Source organism: Halobaculum rubrum, assembly GCF_019880225.1.
In the GTDB taxonomy this organism is placed as follows: Archaea; Halobacteriota; Halobacteria; order Halobacteriales; family Haloferacaceae; genus Halobaculum; species Halobaculum rubrum.
On record NZ_CP082284.1, the window covers coordinates 2,868,976 to 2,885,170 of the forward strand.

The following is a 16,195-nucleotide window of genomic DNA, read 5'->3' on the forward strand; positions in this document are numbered from 1 at the left end:
TCACAGCCGTCTGCTCAGATACGGCCCGTCCTGGTGATAGCCGAGCTTGTCGCGGTAGTAGCCGCGTACACCGATGCCCGAGATGACCGAGAGCTTCTCGAAGCCGGCGTCGGCGGCGATGTCCTCGGCCGTCCGGATCAGCCGCCGGCCGTAGCCACGGTGCTGCCAGTCGCCGTCGTCCTCCTCGGCGTCGGGTCCGCGGCCCGCGTCGTCGAACGTCGCCGGCGAGCCGTACACGTGGAGTTCCCGAACGAGCGCCGCGTCCGCGAGCTCCCGGCGCACGGGGTCGCCGGCGGCCGCGGGGCCGGCGCCCGGCGCGGCGTGGGAGTACGACGGGAACCGCAGGCGGCAGAAGCCGACGAGGAGGTCCTGTTCGGTATCCTCCACGGAAATGAAGTGTTCGAGTCCCCCGCCGGATTCGTAGGTCGTCACGTCCGACTCGATATCCTCGGGGCGGGGGTCGGCGTCGTTGTGCCCGACCTCGCGCGCCCGGATGTCTCGAAGCTCGTACCCCTTCTCGTCGGCGCGCTGCTCGGCCAACTGTCGGAGGTTCGACTTCCAGACGCCTGCGTCGATGAAGTCGGCGGGGATGTCGCGCTGGACGCGCTGGAGCCGGCAGTACTTCGGAATCTGGGCCATCGCGTCGGCGACGAGGTCGGCGGCGCCCTCGTTGTCCAGCGGCTCGAACTCGTCGCGGCGCCACGAGTCGTACACCCGCGTCCCGCGGACGACGAGCGTCGGATAGATCTTCAGGTAGTCCGGCCGCCAGTCGGGGTTTTCGAACAGCTGGCGGAAGTCCTCCCGGCACATCTCCCGGCTCATCCCGGGCTGGCCCGGCATCATGTGGAAGCCCACCTTGAACGCCGCGTCGCGCAGCCGGCGGTTCGCGTCGATCGACGCCTGGTTGCCGTGGCCGCGGTGCATCTCGCGGTTGACGCGCTCGTAGGTGGTCTGGACGCCGACCTCGACTTTCGTCCCGCCGAGATTCAGCATCCGGTCGATCTGCTCGGGGTCACACCAGTCGGGCTTCGTCTCGAAGGTGATGCCCACGCAGCGCACGTCCGCCGACTCGTTGCGCGCCTTCACGTCCTCGAGATACTCGAAGTCGTACTCCGCGGGATCCTGCGCGAAGCTGCGCCCCTCGGCGGGGTTCGGTCGCGCGTCGGTGTCGTACTCGTTCATCGCCTGGAGCGCGCGCTTGACGAACCACTCCTGGTAGTCGTGGCTGCGGGCGGTCATCGTCCCGCCCATCAGGATCAGCTCGGCCTTGTCGACGGGGTGGCCGATGTGGCGCAACTGTTCCAGCCGGAGGGTGACCTGCCCGTACGGGTCGTAGTCGTTCTGTTTCCCGCGTGCGGCGGCGGGTTCGTGGCCGGTGTAGCTCTGGGAGGAGTCGAACTCCGAGGCGGGGCCGCCGGGGCAGTAGAGGCACTTCCCGTGCGGGCACGTGTGCGGCGAGGTCATGATCGCGATCGGCGAGACGCCCGAGGCGGTGCGTACGGGCTTGCGCCGGACGACCTCGCGGACCTCCTCGCGGCGGCCCTCGGGGGCGCGCTGCAGGAGGTCGGTGTTCTGCGGCACCTTCGGTGAGGAGAACGTCGAGCAGGCGTCGCGCTTGGCCGATTCGAGGTCGTCGCGGCCGATCTCGCCGTCGAGGATCCGCTCGACGAGCCGGGCGCACGCGCGCTCGAACGCCGCCGGTTCGTCGGACTCCTCGGCGTAGTCGGTGAGTTCGGGGTCCGCCTCCGCGGTGCCGCTCATTGGGTGTGAGTGGTCGCGTTCTGGGCGTAAGGGTTTCGTTCGTGACGATCAGCGCGGATCGGTTCGATCCAGCTCGCCCCCGTTGACTTCGTCCGGCAGCGTCGCAACTGACCTGTTCGGAACTGCAGTCGAGAAGTCGCGCGAACTGTGCCCTGTCGAGTTACTGCAACTGGCCGGCGACCGCGTCGACGACGGCGTCGGTCACCTCGTCGCGGCGGCCGGCGAGGTACTCGATGCGACCCTGGCGGACGCCGACGGCGGTGACGCCCGCGTCGGGCACCGCCATCGCGGCGTCGCCGGCGGCCGCGCGCACGTCGACGCCGTCGTCGGCGCGGACGTACAGCTCGTCGGTGCCGTACAGGACCGTCGCGTCGCGGTCGCCCCGGCGCTGGAGCTCGTCGGCGAGCAGCGTCGTCGACGGGAAGTCGAACCGGTGGCTGTACGCGTCGGCGTCCAGCGTCGCGAACGTGCGGCCGTCGACCTCGCGCTCCTCGATGTTGGCCTCGGCGGTGTCCAGTTCCGTCTCCAGCTTCTCGCGGAACTGCCCCGCGATGTGGCCCGCGAGGTCGCCGCCCTCGGAGTCGAAGAGGATGTCGGTGATGAGCTCGCGTTTGTCCTGGTAGCTCTGGTAGTACGCCTCCAGCGCGACGGCCTCGCGCAGTTCGGCGACGCGGTCGGCGTCGTGGCCGGCGGTGGCCGCGAGGTCGACGTACGTCTCGGGCGTCCCCTCCCAGTAGCTCACGGCGGGAAGGTGGACGACGTCGTCGGCCACGTCGTCGTTCACGGTCGCCGCCAGCACCGACGCGAGCGCGCCCGTCGTCAGGTCGGCGGTTTCGGCGCCCGCGAGCCCGGGGTTGACGAGCGTCGCGACGGCGTCGGCGATCTCCGGGTCCGCCGTCGCGGCGTCGACGACGACGCGCTCGGCGTCGTACACGCCCAGCAGGTCGAGGCCGTCCTGGGACTCGACGGTGGAGCCGGTGCCAAGCAGGAGGACGAGCGGGAGCTGCTCGCCGTGGCGGTCGCGGTCCTGCAGCATCCGGGTGGTGTCCTTCGTCGCCGCGTCCATGTCGTACACCGGGTCGTCGAGCGGCCGGCGCTTGAAGTAGTGGTACTCGGCGTCGCTTTTCGCGTGCTCCTCGCGGACGAGCGGGAGCACCGCGCGCTCGACGGCCGCGCCGGCGACGTAGCCGTCGGCGGTGGCGGCGTGGCGAACGACGATCGGTCGCGATTCGATGACGGCGCGGCGGATCGACTCCGCGGCCTCGAGCAGGTCGTCGCCGACCGCCTCGATCGCCGGGTGATCGCCGAGCGTCGCGACCCCGTCCGGGCGGGCCTCGTCGCTCAGCGCGTCGGCGAGCCGTCGTTCGACGGCCGCGGCTTCATTTCCCTCGAGCGCCACCAGCGCCTCGGTCTCGACCTGAATCTCGTTGCGTCGGACCTCGACGTCCCCCTCGAGGCGGACGATGTCGCCGACCTCGATCTCGGGGTACGCGCGGACGCCGGCCTGCACGAACGCCGCGCAGTCGACGACGCCCGTCTCGTCGCGCAGTTCGAACACCGTCGGCCCGCCAGTCTGTCGCGCGCCCACGACCTCCCCCTCGATGCGGACCGTCTCGCCGACGCGGTCCGACAGCGAGCCGATGTCGACGCGCTCGCCGTCGCCGTTTGGCGTCGACTGCTTCCGCTCGCGAACGGCCTCGATGTCGTCGTCGTCGGGCCCGTCCTGCGACGGCTCCGACCGGTCCTCGACCGCGGCCCCGTCGGCCTCGAGGTCGCCGGTCTCGTCCTCGGCGGACGCGCCCCCGGCCTCGTCGTCGGCCGCGGGCTCACTGTCGTCGGATGCGGACTCGTCGCCCTCGCCGGGAGCGTCCGGGGTCGGCTTGTGAGTCACGGCGGAACCGTCGTCGCCGTCGTCGTCCTCCTCGTCGTCGCCGTCGTCGGGGTCGACCTCCTGCGTTCCCTCCTGAACGAGCACGCCACGGAACTCCCGTTCCGCCTGCCGAATGGACCACGCGAGGTCCACGTTCCCGTTGTCGCGCACGTTCTTCACCTGAACGAACACCTCGTCTCCGGGCTCCCAGTCGAGCGACTCGATCCGGCGGTCGAGCTCGGACCGGTGAAGGAGACCGGTGACGTTCGACGACAGGTCGATGAACACGCCGAAGTCGGCGTAGCCGTCGACGATGCCGCTGTAGAATCGGTTCGGCTTCAGTTGATTCGGGTCGTTGCCACGGAACTCGAAGACGACGTCTTCCTCGTGGGAGGAGCAGATGCGTCCGTCGACGGACGCACCACAGATGATACACTTACCCATTTGTGTGAATTCTGTGGCCCCTGCCTAAAACGGTTGTCGAAACGTCGGCGTACGTGCCCCCCACGTGAGTGCCACGTTGGCGCCCGATATCGCCAGACTCGACGGTTGCGGGGTCTCTCGTCGGTCGAGGCGACGCCGTCAAACGATGTACCACCGCGTCAGCAGGGTCGCGATCGCGTCGAACCCGCGGAAGCCATAGCCGAACACCAGCGTCGCCGGAACGGCTGTCGCCGCGACCGCCCGCCACGTCTTCGTTTCGTGGACCTCGCGGATGCCCACGACGAGCAGTCCCGTGCCGTACAGCGCACACGCGGCTCGAAGCGACGGAATCGGCGCGCCGGCGAGCGCACAGGGGGCGCTCGCGTACGCGATCACCTGTACCGTCTCGCTGATCCCTGCACGGTCGCGGACGAACAGGATCAACAGGACGGTCTGCAGCGCCGCCGTCAGGTGAAGACTCGCGGGCGCGATGAACACGGCCACGAACAGCAACGAGACGATCGACGAGATCGCCGGGCCGCCGAACGCCGACGGGATCGTCGCCGGATCGAGGAGGAACCGGCCGCCGACGAACGCGACGGCGACACAGACGCCGAACACGAGTCCCGGCGCCTGATCGCCCGGAGCGATCCCGGTTCGGAAGAACCGGACCGGACGAACGAGCACCTCCGCCCAAGCCCGCGCAACTGCGTCCGGGCCGCGCGCCCGTCCTCCCTCGGGGTTGTCGACCCACGTCGTCACACCCAAGCTATCGACGGCGCGGCCATGACCGTTGCGGTCTCCGACCAAAACTGCCGTTCACGCCCGCGGTCGAGGCCCGTTCGAGCTCAGTCGCGACGGAGGACGTGACAGTCCCGACACCGTGCCTGGTAGCTCTCCTCGGCGCCGACGAGGATGGTCGGATCCTCCGCGTGGGCCGGTTCGCCCTCGATGAGCCGCTGATTTCGGGTCGCCGGCTCCCCGCACTCCGCGCAGATCGCCTGGAGCTTGTCGACGTACTCGGCGACGGCCATCAGGTCCGGGAGCGGGTCGAACGGCTCGCCGCGGTACGTCTGGTCGGTGCCCGAGACGATCACGCGACGGTCGTCCTCCGCCAGCGCCTGGCAGACGTCGACGAGCGCGTCCGAGAAGAAGTTCGCCTCGTCGATCGCGACGACCATCTCGCCGTTGAGTTCCTCGGTGATGTCCCACGGCCCGTCCCCTTCGTTGTCGACGACGTTCGCTTCCCACGACCGGCCGTTGTGGGTGCCGATAGTCGTCTCGCCGTACCGGTTGTCGAGCGCGGGGGTGAAGACGGCGATCTCCTGTCCCGCGATCTCCGCGCGACGGAGCCGCCGGAGGAGCTCCTCGGTCTTCCCGGAGAACATCGAGCCCGAGATGACCTCGATCCACCCGGAACCGGTGATCGCGTGCATACCAGTTGCGGGCGGTTGCTTCGCGGAAAACCGTTTCTCTCCGTGGACCGGACGAGGTTCCGGACCGACACCGTGGCGGTCGCTGGCGGGTGTAGCGGTCCGCGAAGGATTGTGCGTGGGTGCTGTCCGTAGGGCGCCCCGAAGGGCGCACAGCACCCGCATCCTGTGGTGCGATGCACCACGTGAGATGCGTGGGACCGGATTTGAACCGCGGTCGCGCGTTGCGCGCTCCCTGATTCGAATCCGCTCGTGTACGCATCCTGTGAGATGCGTGGGACCGGATTTGAACCGGCGGACCTCTACAGGACAGCGCCCTCAACGCTGCGCCGTTGGCCTGGCTTGGCTACCCACGCATCGTGCATCAGTACGCACCCAGACGTATCTCGGTTTCGGATAAAGGGCTTTCCATTCGAACGGGCCCTCGGGGTGGGATCGCACACGGCGGCGACCGACGCCGACGGAGCCCGTGCGGCGGCCGGCGATCAGTTCTGACGCCACTCCGCGGCGTCGCAGCGCCGACAGACCACCCGCCCGTGAGTGACCCGCATCTCCGTCGCTTCCCACTCGTGCCCGACGAACCGACAGAGCAGTCCGAGGGTCGACGACCGTCCGAACCTCATTGTTCACGATCACATAGTGATATTGCTTAAATACTGTTGATCAGGAATAAGATCGTCTATATCTCAATGTATAACGCGATTCATTGGGCGATCGTGGGTATATATCTACGCTCGACTGTCCGACCGGCGCCGTCCGGGATCCCGCTCGTCGATCCGACAACGGCTTTGGTGCTCCCGTCCGTTTCCCCGACAATGAGTACGGACGTTTCGTCGTCTGGTGGTCGAGTGTCCCGGTTCGCGCGCGAGCACAGCCTCGGCGTCGCCGGGACCCTCTCGGCGGTCGCGCTCGGCCTCGTGTTCGCGGTCGTCGGGGGCGTCGTTCCCTCGACGGTCCTTCCCCGCGCGCCGGCGGCGGTACTCGAGGCGATCCCGACGGTAAACGCCGCGGTCTCGCTCGCCGCGATAGCGACGATCACGCTCGGCGTTCGGGCGGCACGGAGCCGCGAGTTCGAGACGCACCGGCGGTACATGGTCGCATCGACCGGGCTGTTCGCCACGTTCCTCGTGTTGTACCTCTACCGCCTCACGCTCCTCGGGACGACCGACTTCGGCGGACCGGCGACCGTCGAGCGGTTCGTCTACCTCCCGGTGCTCGCGGTGCATATCCTTCTCGCGATCGTCTGCGTGCCGCTCGTCGTGTACGTCCTGACGCTCGCGGCGACGCGACCGGTCGCCGACCTGTTCGACACCGCACACGGGCGGATCGGCCGGATCGCGGCCGCGCTGTGGCTCGTCTCGTTCGGGCTCGGCGTCGTGGTGTACGTGCTCCTGTATCTCGTGTACTGAGGGCCGCTGTCGCGGGCTCCGGTTCCCTCCCAGTGCGAGCCGAACATTGAAATGCGATACCGTGACCAACACCGGCGATGCGGTGAGCGTCGCCGCGAACCGACAGCGGGTGTGCGACACGACGGTTCGCGGGCGGGCTGTGTGTCGCCTGTTCGCCAGACAGCTCGGGCCCCGGCCGCGGGAAGGGCCGGCCTCACAGTCGTTCGACCGCCCACAGTTCGTCGTCCCTGTGTTCGGCAGAAGTCCCACTCCGGTCGACCCCGGATTTCGTGTGTGGCTCGGGGTTAAGGCCTCGTCGCGGTCACCCGGGGGCTCGTCCGCGTCGCTCACTCACCCTCGCGTCAGTCGTCCGCGGGCGACGGCTCCCCGACGGTCGGCCGACTCACGTCGCGGTCGGTCGGCTCGCCGTCGATATCGTACGGATACTCCCCGGTGACACAGCCGAGACACAGATCTGCTTTCGTCGACGACAGCGCGTCCGCGACAGCGTCGACCGACAGGTACGACAGCGAGTCGGCGCTGATATTCTCGCGAACCTCCTCGACCGATCGGTTCGCGGCGATGAGCTCCTCGCGGGTCGCCATGTCGATCCCCATGTAACACGGCGCGATGATCGCGGGCGCGCCGATCCGAACGTGGACCTCCTCAGCGCCGGCGTCCCGTAGCAGCTGCACGAGCTGCGTCGAGGTGGTGCCGCGCACGATGGAGTCGTCGATCAGGGTGACGGATTTCCCCTCGACGGTCGAGCGGATCGGGTTCAGCTTGAGTCGCACTGCTCGCTCACGCTCGTCCTGCGTCGGCATGATGAACGTCCGCCCGACGTACCGGTTCTTCATCAACCCCTCGGCGAACTCCACGTCCGCGCCGTCCTCGGCCGCGGCGTCGGCGTAGCCGGAGGCGAACGCCCGCCCGGAGTCGGGGACCGGCATCACGACGTCGGAGTCGACGCCGGCCTCCTCCCACAGCGCCCGGCCGAGGTTCCGCCGAGCCTCGTACACGAGCGTGTCGTCGATGACCGAGTCCGGCCGCGCGAAGTACACGTGCTCGAAGAAGCAGTGTGCGGTGTTGTCCGCCTCGAACAGCTGATAGGAGTCGAAGCCGCCGCCGTCCCGTTCGAGGACCACGAGTTCGCCCGGCCGTACGTCGCGGACCAGATCGCCGTCCAGCGTGTCGATGGCTGCCGACTCGCTGGCGAGGACGTAGCCGTCCTCCAGTTCGCCGATACACAGCGGTCGGTTCCCCTGCGGGTCGCGCACGCCGATGACGGTGTCGTCGTGCATCACCGTGAGCGAGTACGACCCGTGGATCCGACTCATCGTCCGCTTGACGGCGCGGATCAGGTCGGACTCGAGGAGGTTGCGCGCGAGGTCGTGCGCGATGACCTCCGTGTCCCCCTCGGAGGTGAACGCGTGGCCCGAGGACGCGAGTTCCTCGCGGATGTCGTCGGCGTTGACGAGGTTTCCGTTGTGCGCGAGCGCGAGCGCGCCGGACTTGAACGACACCGAGAACGGCTGGGCACATCGGGCGTTGACGCCCCCGGCGGTCGGGTAGCGAACGTGGCCGATCCCCGCCGACCCGGTGAGGCCGTCCAGGTCCGACTGCGTGAACGCGTCGCCGACGAGACCCATCTCGATGTGGCTGTGCTGCTGGAAGCCGTCGTGGGTGGCGATCCCGGCGGAGTCCTGCCCGCGGTGTTGGAGCGCGTACAGCGAGTAGTACAGCGGCCGCGCGGCGGCGCGGTCGTCGAGCGCGATGCCGACGACGCCGCACTTCTCGGTCGGGCCGTCCACCCGGGCCGGCTCACGCGAGCCGTCGCCGAGCGGTTCGGTGAGCGATGTGACCGGCGCCGCCCGGTCCCCGGAGTCGCCGTGTGACATGGTCGCTACTGAAAGCCGATTCCACAAAAACCCTCGTTATCGTGCGTAGGTCGTCACGAGAAACCACAGAGGTGTTCACGAACATGAATACATATCGGCGTCCGACGACTCCGCCGATTCCTCCCCACTCGTTCGGATACGACCGGTGTTGGCCCATTTCAGCAACTCGCAGTAGGGGAGAGTTGGTTACACACGAGCCGCTGTGCATCGTGCACGAGGCGGGACAGACACTCTCGACCGGTGTCGGTGCGTCGCTAGACGACGGTGATATCGAGTGAAGGAGAGAGAGGAGACGCGAGTCAGTTGTCGCCGGCCTTCGACTGCCACTCGTAGTCGCGGCGCTTGGCGGACTTGCCGAAGCCGCACGAGGAGCACTGCTTCTTCTTCACGTGGTAGGACTTCTCGCCGCAGCGTCGACACTTGACGTGCGTCGTCTTGTTCTTCTTCCCCTGAGACGGCGTTCCGGCTCCGGTCATACGTTGATCGAGACGACGTTGTCGCCACGGATAATCGTTGTGTCTTCCACCTCGTCGTCGGTCGAGTCCTCCAGTTCGGTGGGATCGAGCACGACGTTCATGTGCTGATCGTAGCCGGCGAGTACGCCGAAGTGAGCGGTACCATCCTTGAGGTGGACCGTGACGGGAGCGTCCAGGGCCTCCTCGAGCACGTCGAGCGGGCGGCCAGTCATGTTCGACCCGTCGGCGGATTCGGGTTTAAGCGTACCGGACGCCGCCGCTCCGCGCGGCTGTTCGTCCGTGGTACACGCAGCGATCCCGAGCCTCCGACCCACGGAGCCGGCGGCGGCGTGCCGCTCGAACCCGAGCAGTTTTAACAGATGACCGAGACTGTACAAGTACCATAGCCCGCGGGTAAGTACGGGGATCGCCCTCGTATTGCGGGATCGCGGACCGACGCGCTGTAAGACGCCGGGGTCCACAGTGACCCGTACCGGGGCTTTCCGTACGAGCATCGGCCGCGCGCGACGCGCGGGATTCACGCTCGCAACGCAGACACCGAAACACAATGGAAGTAGAAATCGCAACGATCGGCGGCTACGAGGAAGTCGGCCGCCAGATGACGGCAGTTCGCGCAGGGAACGACATCGTCGTGTTCGACATGGGCCTCAACCTGAGTCAGGTCCTGATTCACGACAACGTCGAGACAGAGAAGATGCACAGCCTGGACCTCATCGACATGGGCGCCATTCCGGACGACCGGATCATGAGCGACATGGAGGGCGACGTGAAGGCCATCGTGCCGACGCACGGTCACCTCGACCACATCGGCGCCCTCTCGAAGCTGGCCCACCGATACGACGCGCCCATCGTCTCGGCGCCGTTCACCATCGAACTGGTCAAACAGCAGGTCCAAAGCGAGAACAAGTTCAACGTCGACAACGACCTCGTCAAGATGGAGGCGGGCGAGACGATGTCCATCGGCGACTCGGGCAACGTCGAACTGGAGTTCGTTCACGTCACCCACTCGATCATCGACGCGATCAACCCGGTCCTCCACACGCCCGAGGGCGCGGTCGTCTACGGACTCGACAAGCGCATGGACCACTCGCCCGTCCTCGAGGACCCGATCGACATGGAGCGCTTCCGCGAGATCGGTCGCGAGGGCAACGGCGTCCTCTGTTACATCGAAGACTGTACCAACGCCGGCCGGAAGGGCCGCACGCCCTCCGAGTCGCACGCCCGAAACCACGTCAAGGACACCCTGATGAGCATGGAGGACTACGACGGCGGCATCGTCGCCACGACGTTCTCCTCACACGTCTCGCGGGTCTCCTCGCTCGTCGAGTACGCACAGGAGATCGGCCGCGAGCCGGTGCTTCTGGGGCGCTCGATGGAGAAGTACAGCGGGACCGCGGAGCGACTGGACTTCGTCGACTTCCCGGACGACCTCGGGATGTACGGCCACCGGAAGTCCGTCGACCGGACGTTCAAGCGGATCATGCAGGAGGGCAAGGAGAACTACCTCCCAATCGTCACGGGTCACCAGGGCGAACCGCGCGCGATGCTCACCCGGATGGGCCGCGGCGAGACCCCGTACGAACTGGACGACGGCGACAAGGTCGTCTTCTCGGCCCGGGTCATCCCGGAGCCGACGAACGAGGGCCAGCGCTACCAGTCCGAGCGGCTCCTGAAGATGCAGGGCGCGCGCATCTACGACGACATCCACGTGTCGGGCCACCTCCGCGAGGAGGGGCACTACGAGATGCTCGACGCGCTGGAGCCTCAGCACGTCATCCCCGCCCACCAGGACATGAAGGGCTTCGCGCCCTACGTCGACCTCGCGAGCCGGAAGGGGTACACGCTGGGGCGTGACCTCCACGTCACGGAGAACGGGAACATGATCCAGCTGACGGAGTAACGATGACGCAGGACGGGACTGCAGAGCGGGTGCTCGCGGCCGTCCGCCAGCGCCGCGACCGCGTCAACGACGCCATCGACGAGGACCTCCCGATGGCCGAGCCCGAACGACTGTACGAGGCCAGTCGGTACATCCTCGAGGCGGGCGGCAAGCGCCTCCGGCCGACGGCGGCGCTGCTCGTGGCCGAGGCGATCGCCGGCGTCGACGCCGACGCGACGACCGACTACCGGTCGTTCCCGGCGCTCGACGGCGAGCCGTTCGACCTCATGCGCACGGCCGTCAGCGTCGAGGTGATCCAGTCGTTCACCCTGATCCACGACGACATCATGGACGACGACGACCTCCGGCGCGGCGAACCGGCGGTCCACCGCGCGTACGACACGGAGACGGCGATCCTCGCCGGCGACACGCTGTACGCGAAGGCGTTCGAACTGCTCTCGGACACCGGCGCCGACCCGGCGAACACGGTCGAGGCCGTCAACCGGCTCGCGTCGGCCTGTACCCGGATCTGCGAGGGGCAGTCGCTCGACGTGGAGTTCGAGACCCGTGACGACGTGACGCCCGAGGAGTACCTGGAGATGGTCGAGCTGAAGACCGCCGTGCTGTACGGCGCGTCGTCGGCTATCCCGGCGGTGCTCATGGGCGCCGACGACGAAACCGTGGAGGCGCTGTACCGGTACGGCGTCGACTCCGGACGCGCGTTCCAGATCCAGGACGACGTGCTCGATCTCACGGTCCCCTCGGAGAAGCTGGGCAAACAGCGCGGCTCCGACCTCGTCGAGGGGAAGGAGACGCTCATCACCCTCCACGCGCGCCAGCAGGGCGTCGACGTGGACGGGCTCGTGAGCGCGTCGACGCCCGCCCAGGTGAGCGAGGCGGCGGTCGACGACGCCGTCGCGGTGCTCGAGGACGCCGGCTCCATCGACTACGCCCGCGAGATGGCCGAGGACCTCACCGAGCGATCGAAAGAGCGGCTCACTGTCCTTCCCGACGGCCCGGCCCGTGACCTGCTCGCGGACCTGGCAGACTACCTCATTACCCGGGGGTACTGAGGAACCCCACCCGGGCTACCGACGGTCCGCGGCGACACCCGGTGGGCGCACGGGGTATGCTCGCCGACAACCCTCCCGATCCGGTCGTCCCGTCCGGAACGGAAACGCCGAAGTCGTTCCCGATCGCTCGTTCGGTCGTGAGTCTTCCGTGAGCACGTCCCGAAACGCGGCACTGTTTCTCGCGCTCGGGATCTGCTGGGGCGGCAGCTTCCCGGCCATCGAGGTCGGACTGACCGAACTGCGCCCGCTGCTGCTGGGCGCGTATCGCTTCGACATCGGCGCGCTCGTCGCGCTCGCGTACGTCGGCTGGCGCGCGGAGGAACCGGTGCCACGCTCGCGGACCGATCTCGGCGCGGTCGTCGTCGCCGGACTGCTGTTCGTCGTTGCCAACATCGCCTTCCTCGCGTACGGCCAGCAGTACACGACCGGCGGGATCGCCTCGATCGTCTACAGTCTCAACCCCATTTTGACGACGTTCTTCACGGTGTGGCTGCTCGACGAGGGGAGCCTCGACGCGCGCGGGTACGTCGGCGTGCTGCTCGGGATCGCGGGGGTCGGGCTGGTCGCCCAGCCGTCGCCGTCGAACCTCGGCGGCGACACGACGATCGGCGTCGCGCTCGTGTTCGTCGCCGCCGTCGCCGTCTCCTTCGGCAGCGTCGCGACCCGCTGGTTGGAGCCGGACTCCGAGGCGCTGCCGCGAACGGCGTGGGGAATGGCGCTCGGCGCCGTCGTGCTTCACGTGCTCAGCGTCGCCGCCGGCGAACCCCAACCGCTCCCGACGGCGCTGTCGCCGGCAGTGGGTTTCTCGCTGGTGTTCCTCGGCGTGTTCGCCTCCGCGATCGGCTACGCCATCTACTTCGGGCTGCTCGACCTGCTGGGGCCCTTCGAGATCAACCTCGTGAGCTACGTCGTGCCGATCGTCGCGACGGTCGCCGGCGCGCTCATCCTCTCGGAACCGGTCACGCCGCTGACCGTGGTCGGGTTCGTCGTCGTCGTCGCCGGCTTCGTGCTCGTGAAGCGGGAGGCGATCCGGCGGGAACTCGACGGGCGCCACTGGTGACGGGGGCGACAGCGCTCGGGGAGTGACAGCCGTGTGGCGGGCGCGCGCAGTCGAGTCGTGTGGAGTCGCGGAGTCGAGCCGAGCCTACGAGTCGGCGTCGCCGTCACGGAGCTCGTCGATGTCCGCCAACAGTTCCTCGGCGTGGTCCTCGGGGGAGACGCCCTCGTAGACGCGCTCGATCCGACCGTCGGGGCCGATGAGATACGTGTTGCGGAAGACGCCCTCGACGACGTCGCCGAAGAGGTTCTTCTCGCCGTAGGAGTCGTAGGCGTCGGAGACGGTGCCGTCCTCGTCGGACAACAGCGGGAACGGGAGGTCGTGCTTCCGGGCGAACGCTTTCAGGTCATCGACGGGGTCGTCGCTCACGCCGAGGATCGCCGCCTCGCGCTCCTCGAACTCGTCGTAGGCGTCGCGAAACCCGCACGCCTCGGTCGTACAGCCCGGAGTGTCGGCTCTGGGGTAGAAGTACAGGACGACGCGGCGTCCTTCGAACTCCGCGAGCGATACCTCGCGATCGACGTGGTCTGGAAGCGAGAAGGCGGGCGCCTCGGTGCCTGGGTCGAGCATACGCGTCGATCGGACGGCGGGATGAAAAGCGGTGTCGGTGTCGCAGTCGTCGGCGACGTGGAACGCGACGCCTGCGACGGGCCGGCCGTAGCCGTGGGTACTCGGCGTCGACGGGGCGACCGCGGCCGTGGCTACTCGATCGGCTCGGCGGCGTCCCGCTTGAGGAGTGGATCCGCGTTCTCCGTCGGCAGCGAAACTACGTCATCGTTCGCGAGTTCGTACTCGCGCTCGTCGACGCCCAGGATCTGTCCCACGTCGCGGGTGATCCGAACCGTTTGACGGTCGGTGTCGCCGCCGGACGGCTCCGTCTCTCCGTTGGGGGCGGAGTCGGTACCCGTGGCGCCCGCCCGGTCCGGTTCGGAACCGGGAACGAACTCCCCGGACGGATCGTCGGGGTCGCTCGCCGATCCGGCGTGCGACTCGCCATCCCCAGGTCCCGTCGGCCCGGCGTCGGCGACGGCCGACGACCGCGCGTCCGTCGTCGACTCGGACGTCGTGTCGCTTGCGGTCGCTCCGTCGCCGCCCATCGCGTCCGCGAGGACGCCGCTCCCGTCGGCCGCGTCGGCGGCGTCGCTGGGGGACCCGTCGACGGCGTCCCTCGCGTCGGTCGTCGCGTCGACCTCCGCTCCCCGTTCCGGCGGGGCGGCTTCGGCGGTCGACGGCTCGCCGACCTCCGGTGTCGACGCCGCGGGGTCGCCGGCGGGGACGGCCGTCGCCGCGGCTTCGGTGGAGGGATCCGCGGCCAGCTCGTCGGCCGCGTCGCCGGCGAGGTCCACGTCGGCGCCGCTCTCCAGCACGTCGAGGACGCGGCTCTTGTTCTGCTCGATGCGGACGACCAGGTCCTCGAACAGCTCGGCCTCCTGCGCGGTCATGCCCTCGGTGTCGGTGGGCGCGCCCGCGGCGGCGAACGACGCGAGCTTGACGACCTTGCCGACGCGACGCTCGTACAGCGACTCGACGACCTCCTCGGCGGTCTCGATCTCGTTGGAGAGCTTTCGCACCTGGTCGTCGGAGAACGGCTGGTCGACGCTCGCAGCGCGCTCGTCGCGTTGGCGCTTGCGCTCGCCGAGATAGGCGGCGACGTCCTCGTAGAAGGAGTCGCGCAAGTGCTGGAGGCTGTCCTTCGAGCGCTCCTTCGATTGTACCGAGCGTAGTTCGTCTAAGTCCATCGTGTGGTATCCGTCGGTGCGCTACTCTCGCGCCTTCTCCGCTCGTCCACGCGCCATGAGGAACACGCCGACGTACTCGGGGACCGATACGATTCCCTCCGGCACCTTATCTCTGTCGTCGCCGACGTCGACCGGCCCCGGATCGTGCACGTCGACGAGGATGTCGCGGCCGCGAAAGCGTCCGGGGACGGCGTCCGTCAGCGGGTCGAAGTCGTCGATGGCCTCTCGGTCCAGCGGACACACGAGCAGACCGCTCCCGCCGTGAATGGAGCCGGGAAGTCGGATCAACCGCCGGAGGTCGGTCGTCACCGGCTCGTCGATGGGCGCGGTCTGCTCGGCGGTGACGCGCTCGGCGATCGCCCGCACCAGCGTCGACGCGCCGGGCCCCAACTCGACGTTGCCCGACTTCACCCCCTCGGGGTTGCGTTCGAGGACGCCGTAGATGGTTCGGGCCGTCTTCTCGCCGACGCCGTCGAGTTCCTGTAGCTCCGCGAGCGCGTCGCTCTCGTCCATCGCCCGCAACCGTTCCGCGTAGGCGACGAGCTCCTCGTGGACGCGCCGCCCCCACCCGCCCTCGCGGCGGAGCTGCTTTTGGAGGGTCGTCCCGCGCTCGTTCGGCCGTTTCTCGATGAGGCCGTCGTAGTTGAGATCGACCGCGCGGACGTAGTCGACGACCTCCCGGCGGGCCGTGGAGTCGAGCTCGGCGACCGACTCGTCGCGAACGTGGACGTGGTAGCCGCGCCCGCCCGAGAAGACGACCTGCATGTCCGCGTCCGCGAAGCCGAAGTCGTCCTCGAGGATGGCGAGCAGCGCGAGCAGCTCCTCCTTGCAGGCGGCGAGCATCTCGCCGTAGCTCGTCTCCTCGGGGTCGACGCCGGGGAGGTGGTCGGCGTCGAGGTCGAACACGAGGTCCGCCGAGCGCCACCCCTTCTCGTTCATCCGCTTGTTCGCCGGCTCGTCGTAGCGGGCCGCCGAGAAGTAGGCGTGTCGCGGCGTCTCGCGTGCGAGGAACTCGCTCACCTCGCCGATGTCGAGCAGCGACTGGTGGCGGACCATCGTGGTGCCGTCGCCCGCGGTGAAAGGGATGTGTCCCCACTCGCGCTCGTTGGCCTCGGGCGGCGGGGAGACGGACGCGCTCCGGTAGTAGTCGCCGAAGCGGCCCTTCAGGTACTCGCGGGTGCGGCGGTTCATCTGACGA

General features: G+C 68.5%; 15 protein-coding genes and 1 tRNA gene. 4 read left to right on the top strand and 12 right to left on the bottom strand.

Annotated elements, in window-relative coordinates; translation table 11 throughout:
• From K6T25_RS14610 to K6T25_RS14635, 6 genes are all read right to left on the bottom strand, one after another.
• Complete coding sequence (locus K6T25_RS14610; RefSeq protein ID WP_222915324.1) at window positions 1-1,761, bottom strand: tRNA uridine(34) 5-carboxymethylaminomethyl modification radical SAM/GNAT enzyme Elp3; 1,761 nt, start codon at window positions 1,759-1,761, stop codon at window positions 1-3.
• A gap of 160 nt (window positions 1,762-1,921) precedes the next feature.
• Window positions 1,922-4,075 (bottom strand): DHH family phosphoesterase, encoded by a 2,154-nt coding sequence (locus tag K6T25_RS14615; protein ID WP_222915326.1) that lies wholly within the window; start codon window positions 4,073-4,075, stop codon window positions 1,922-1,924.
• 138 nt (window positions 4,076-4,213) lie between these two features.
• Window positions 4,214-4,816 (bottom strand): YIP1 family protein, encoded by a 603-nt coding sequence (locus tag K6T25_RS14620; RefSeq protein WP_222915328.1) that lies wholly within the window; start codon window positions 4,814-4,816, stop codon window positions 4,214-4,216.
• A gap of 86 nt (window positions 4,817-4,902) precedes the next feature.
• Window positions 4,903-5,490, bottom strand: coding sequence for a thymidine kinase (locus tag K6T25_RS14625; protein ID WP_222915330.1), 588 nt, complete (start codon window positions 5,488-5,490; stop codon window positions 4,903-4,905).
• 268 nt (window positions 5,491-5,758) lie between these two features.
• A tRNA-Leu gene (locus K6T25_RS14630) sits at window positions 5,759-5,843 on the bottom strand.
• A gap of 129 nt (window positions 5,844-5,972) precedes the next feature.
• Complete coding sequence (locus tag K6T25_RS14635) at window positions 5,973-6,110, bottom strand: DUF1660 family phage protein (protein ID WP_222915332.1); 138 nt, start codon at window positions 6,108-6,110, stop codon at window positions 5,973-5,975.
• 192 nt (window positions 6,111-6,302) lie between these two features.
• On the opposite strand from K6T25_RS14635, the gene K6T25_RS14640 reads away from it, so the two are divergent.
• On the top strand, window positions 6,303-6,896 hold the full coding sequence (locus K6T25_RS14640) for a DUF420 domain-containing protein (protein ID WP_425600874.1): 594 nt from the start codon (window positions 6,303-6,305) through the stop codon (window positions 6,894-6,896).
• Between the two features lie 341 nt (window positions 6,897-7,237).
• On the opposite strand, the gene purF is transcribed toward K6T25_RS14640, so the two are convergent.
• The 3 genes from purF to K6T25_RS14655 form a co-directional block, all read right to left on the bottom strand.
• Window positions 7,238-8,773: an amidophosphoribosyltransferase gene (gene purF / locus K6T25_RS14645; protein ID WP_222915334.1), complete on the bottom strand. Its 1,536-nt coding sequence runs from the start codon at window positions 8,771-8,773 to the stop codon at window positions 7,238-7,240.
• Between the two features lie 299 nt (window positions 8,774-9,072).
• The gene (locus K6T25_RS14650; protein ID WP_222915336.1) at window positions 9,073-9,249 is read right to left on the bottom strand and encodes a 50S ribosomal protein L37e; all 177 of its coding nucleotides are present in this window, start codon (window positions 9,247-9,249) and stop codon (window positions 9,073-9,075) included.
• Window positions 9,246-9,461, bottom strand: a complete 216-nt coding sequence (locus tag K6T25_RS14655; protein ID WP_222915338.1) for an LSM domain-containing protein — start codon at window positions 9,459-9,461, stop codon at window positions 9,246-9,248. The genes K6T25_RS14650 and K6T25_RS14655 overlap by 4 nt, the downstream gene beginning before the upstream one ends.
• Window positions 9,462-9,796: 335 nt before the next feature.
• Here K6T25_RS14655 and K6T25_RS14660 point away from each other — a divergent pair, with 335 nt between their 5' ends.
• The 3 genes from K6T25_RS14660 (at window position 9,797) to K6T25_RS14670 (ending at window position 13,261) form a co-directional block, all read left to right on the top strand.
• The gene (locus K6T25_RS14660; protein WP_222915340.1) at window positions 9,797-11,149 is read left to right on the top strand and encodes a ribonuclease J; all 1,353 of its coding nucleotides are present in this window, start codon (window positions 9,797-9,799) and stop codon (window positions 11,147-11,149) included.
• Window positions 11,150-11,151: 2 nt separating this feature from the next.
• Entirely contained in the window at window positions 11,152-12,201 is a 1,050-nt protein-coding gene (idsA3, locus tag K6T25_RS14665; RefSeq protein WP_222915342.1) for a geranylfarnesyl diphosphate synthase, read from the top strand.
• Window positions 12,202-12,349: 148 nt separating this feature from the next.
• The gene (locus K6T25_RS14670; protein ID WP_222915344.1) at window positions 12,350-13,261 is read left to right on the top strand and encodes a DMT family transporter; all 912 of its coding nucleotides are present in this window, start codon (window positions 12,350-12,352) and stop codon (window positions 13,259-13,261) included.
• Between the two features lie 84 nt (window positions 13,262-13,345).
• On the opposite strand, the gene bcp is transcribed toward K6T25_RS14670, so the two are convergent.
• The 3 genes from bcp to priS form a co-directional block, all read right to left on the bottom strand.
• A complete protein-coding gene (gene bcp, locus K6T25_RS14675; protein ID WP_222915346.1) occupies window positions 13,346-13,828 on the bottom strand; it encodes a thioredoxin-dependent thiol peroxidase in 483 nt (160 codons plus the stop codon).
• A gap of 131 nt (window positions 13,829-13,959) precedes the next feature.
• On the bottom strand, window positions 13,960-14,997 hold the full coding sequence (locus K6T25_RS14680) for a hypothetical protein (RefSeq protein WP_222915349.1): 1,038 nt from the start codon (window positions 14,995-14,997) through the stop codon (window positions 13,960-13,962).
• Between the two features lie 21 nt (window positions 14,998-15,018).
• Complete coding sequence (gene priS, locus K6T25_RS14685) at window positions 15,019-16,188, bottom strand: DNA primase small subunit PriS (RefSeq protein ID WP_222915351.1); 1,170 nt, start codon at window positions 16,186-16,188, stop codon at window positions 15,019-15,021.
• Window positions 16,189-16,195: the final 7 nt, after the last annotated feature.

Excerpts from the sequence above, each read along its gene's own strand:
- K6T25_RS14650 (WP_222915336.1), bottom strand. The coding sequence starts at position 9,249 with ATGACCGGAGCCGGAACGCCGTCTCAGGGGAAGAAGAACAAGACGACG.
- K6T25_RS14660 (WP_222915340.1), top strand. The coding sequence starts at position 9,797 with ATGGAAGTAGAAATCGCAACGATCGGCGGCTACGAGGAAGTCGGCCGC.
- purF (WP_222915334.1), bottom strand. The coding sequence starts at position 8,773 with ATGTCACACGGCGACTCCGGGGACCGGGCGGCGCCGGTCACATCGCTC.
- K6T25_RS14680 (WP_222915349.1), bottom strand. The coding sequence starts at position 14,997 with ATGGACTTAGACGAACTACGCTCGGTACAATCGAAGGAGCGCTCGAAG.
- idsA3 (WP_222915342.1), top strand. The coding sequence starts at position 11,152 with ATGACGCAGGACGGGACTGCAGAGCGGGTGCTCGCGGCCGTCCGCCAG.
- K6T25_RS14655 (WP_222915338.1), bottom strand. The coding sequence starts at position 9,461 with ATGACTGGCCGCCCGCTCGACGTGCTCGAGGAGGCCCTGGACGCTCCC.
- K6T25_RS14610 (WP_222915324.1), bottom strand. The coding sequence starts at position 1,761 with ATGAGCGGCACCGCGGAGGCGGACCCCGAACTCACCGACTACGCCGAG.
- K6T25_RS14615 (WP_222915326.1), bottom strand. The coding sequence starts at position 4,075 with ATGGGTAAGTGTATCATCTGTGGTGCGTCCGTCGACGGACGCATCTGC.
- bcp (WP_222915346.1), bottom strand. The coding sequence starts at position 13,828 with ATGCTCGACCCAGGCACCGAGGCGCCCGCCTTCTCGCTTCCAGACCAC.
- priS (WP_222915351.1), bottom strand. The coding sequence starts at position 16,188 with ATGAACCGCCGCACCCGCGAGTACCTGAAGGGCCGCTTCGGCGACTAC.
- K6T25_RS14625 (WP_222915330.1), bottom strand. The coding sequence starts at position 5,490 with ATGCACGCGATCACCGGTTCCGGGTGGATCGAGGTCATCTCGGGCTCG.
- K6T25_RS14640 (WP_425600874.1), top strand. The coding sequence starts at position 6,303 with ATGAGTACGGACGTTTCGTCGTCTGGTGGTCGAGTGTCCCGGTTCGCG.
- K6T25_RS14635 (WP_222915332.1), bottom strand. The coding sequence starts at position 6,110 with ATGAGGTTCGGACGGTCGTCGACCCTCGGACTGCTCTGTCGGTTCGTC.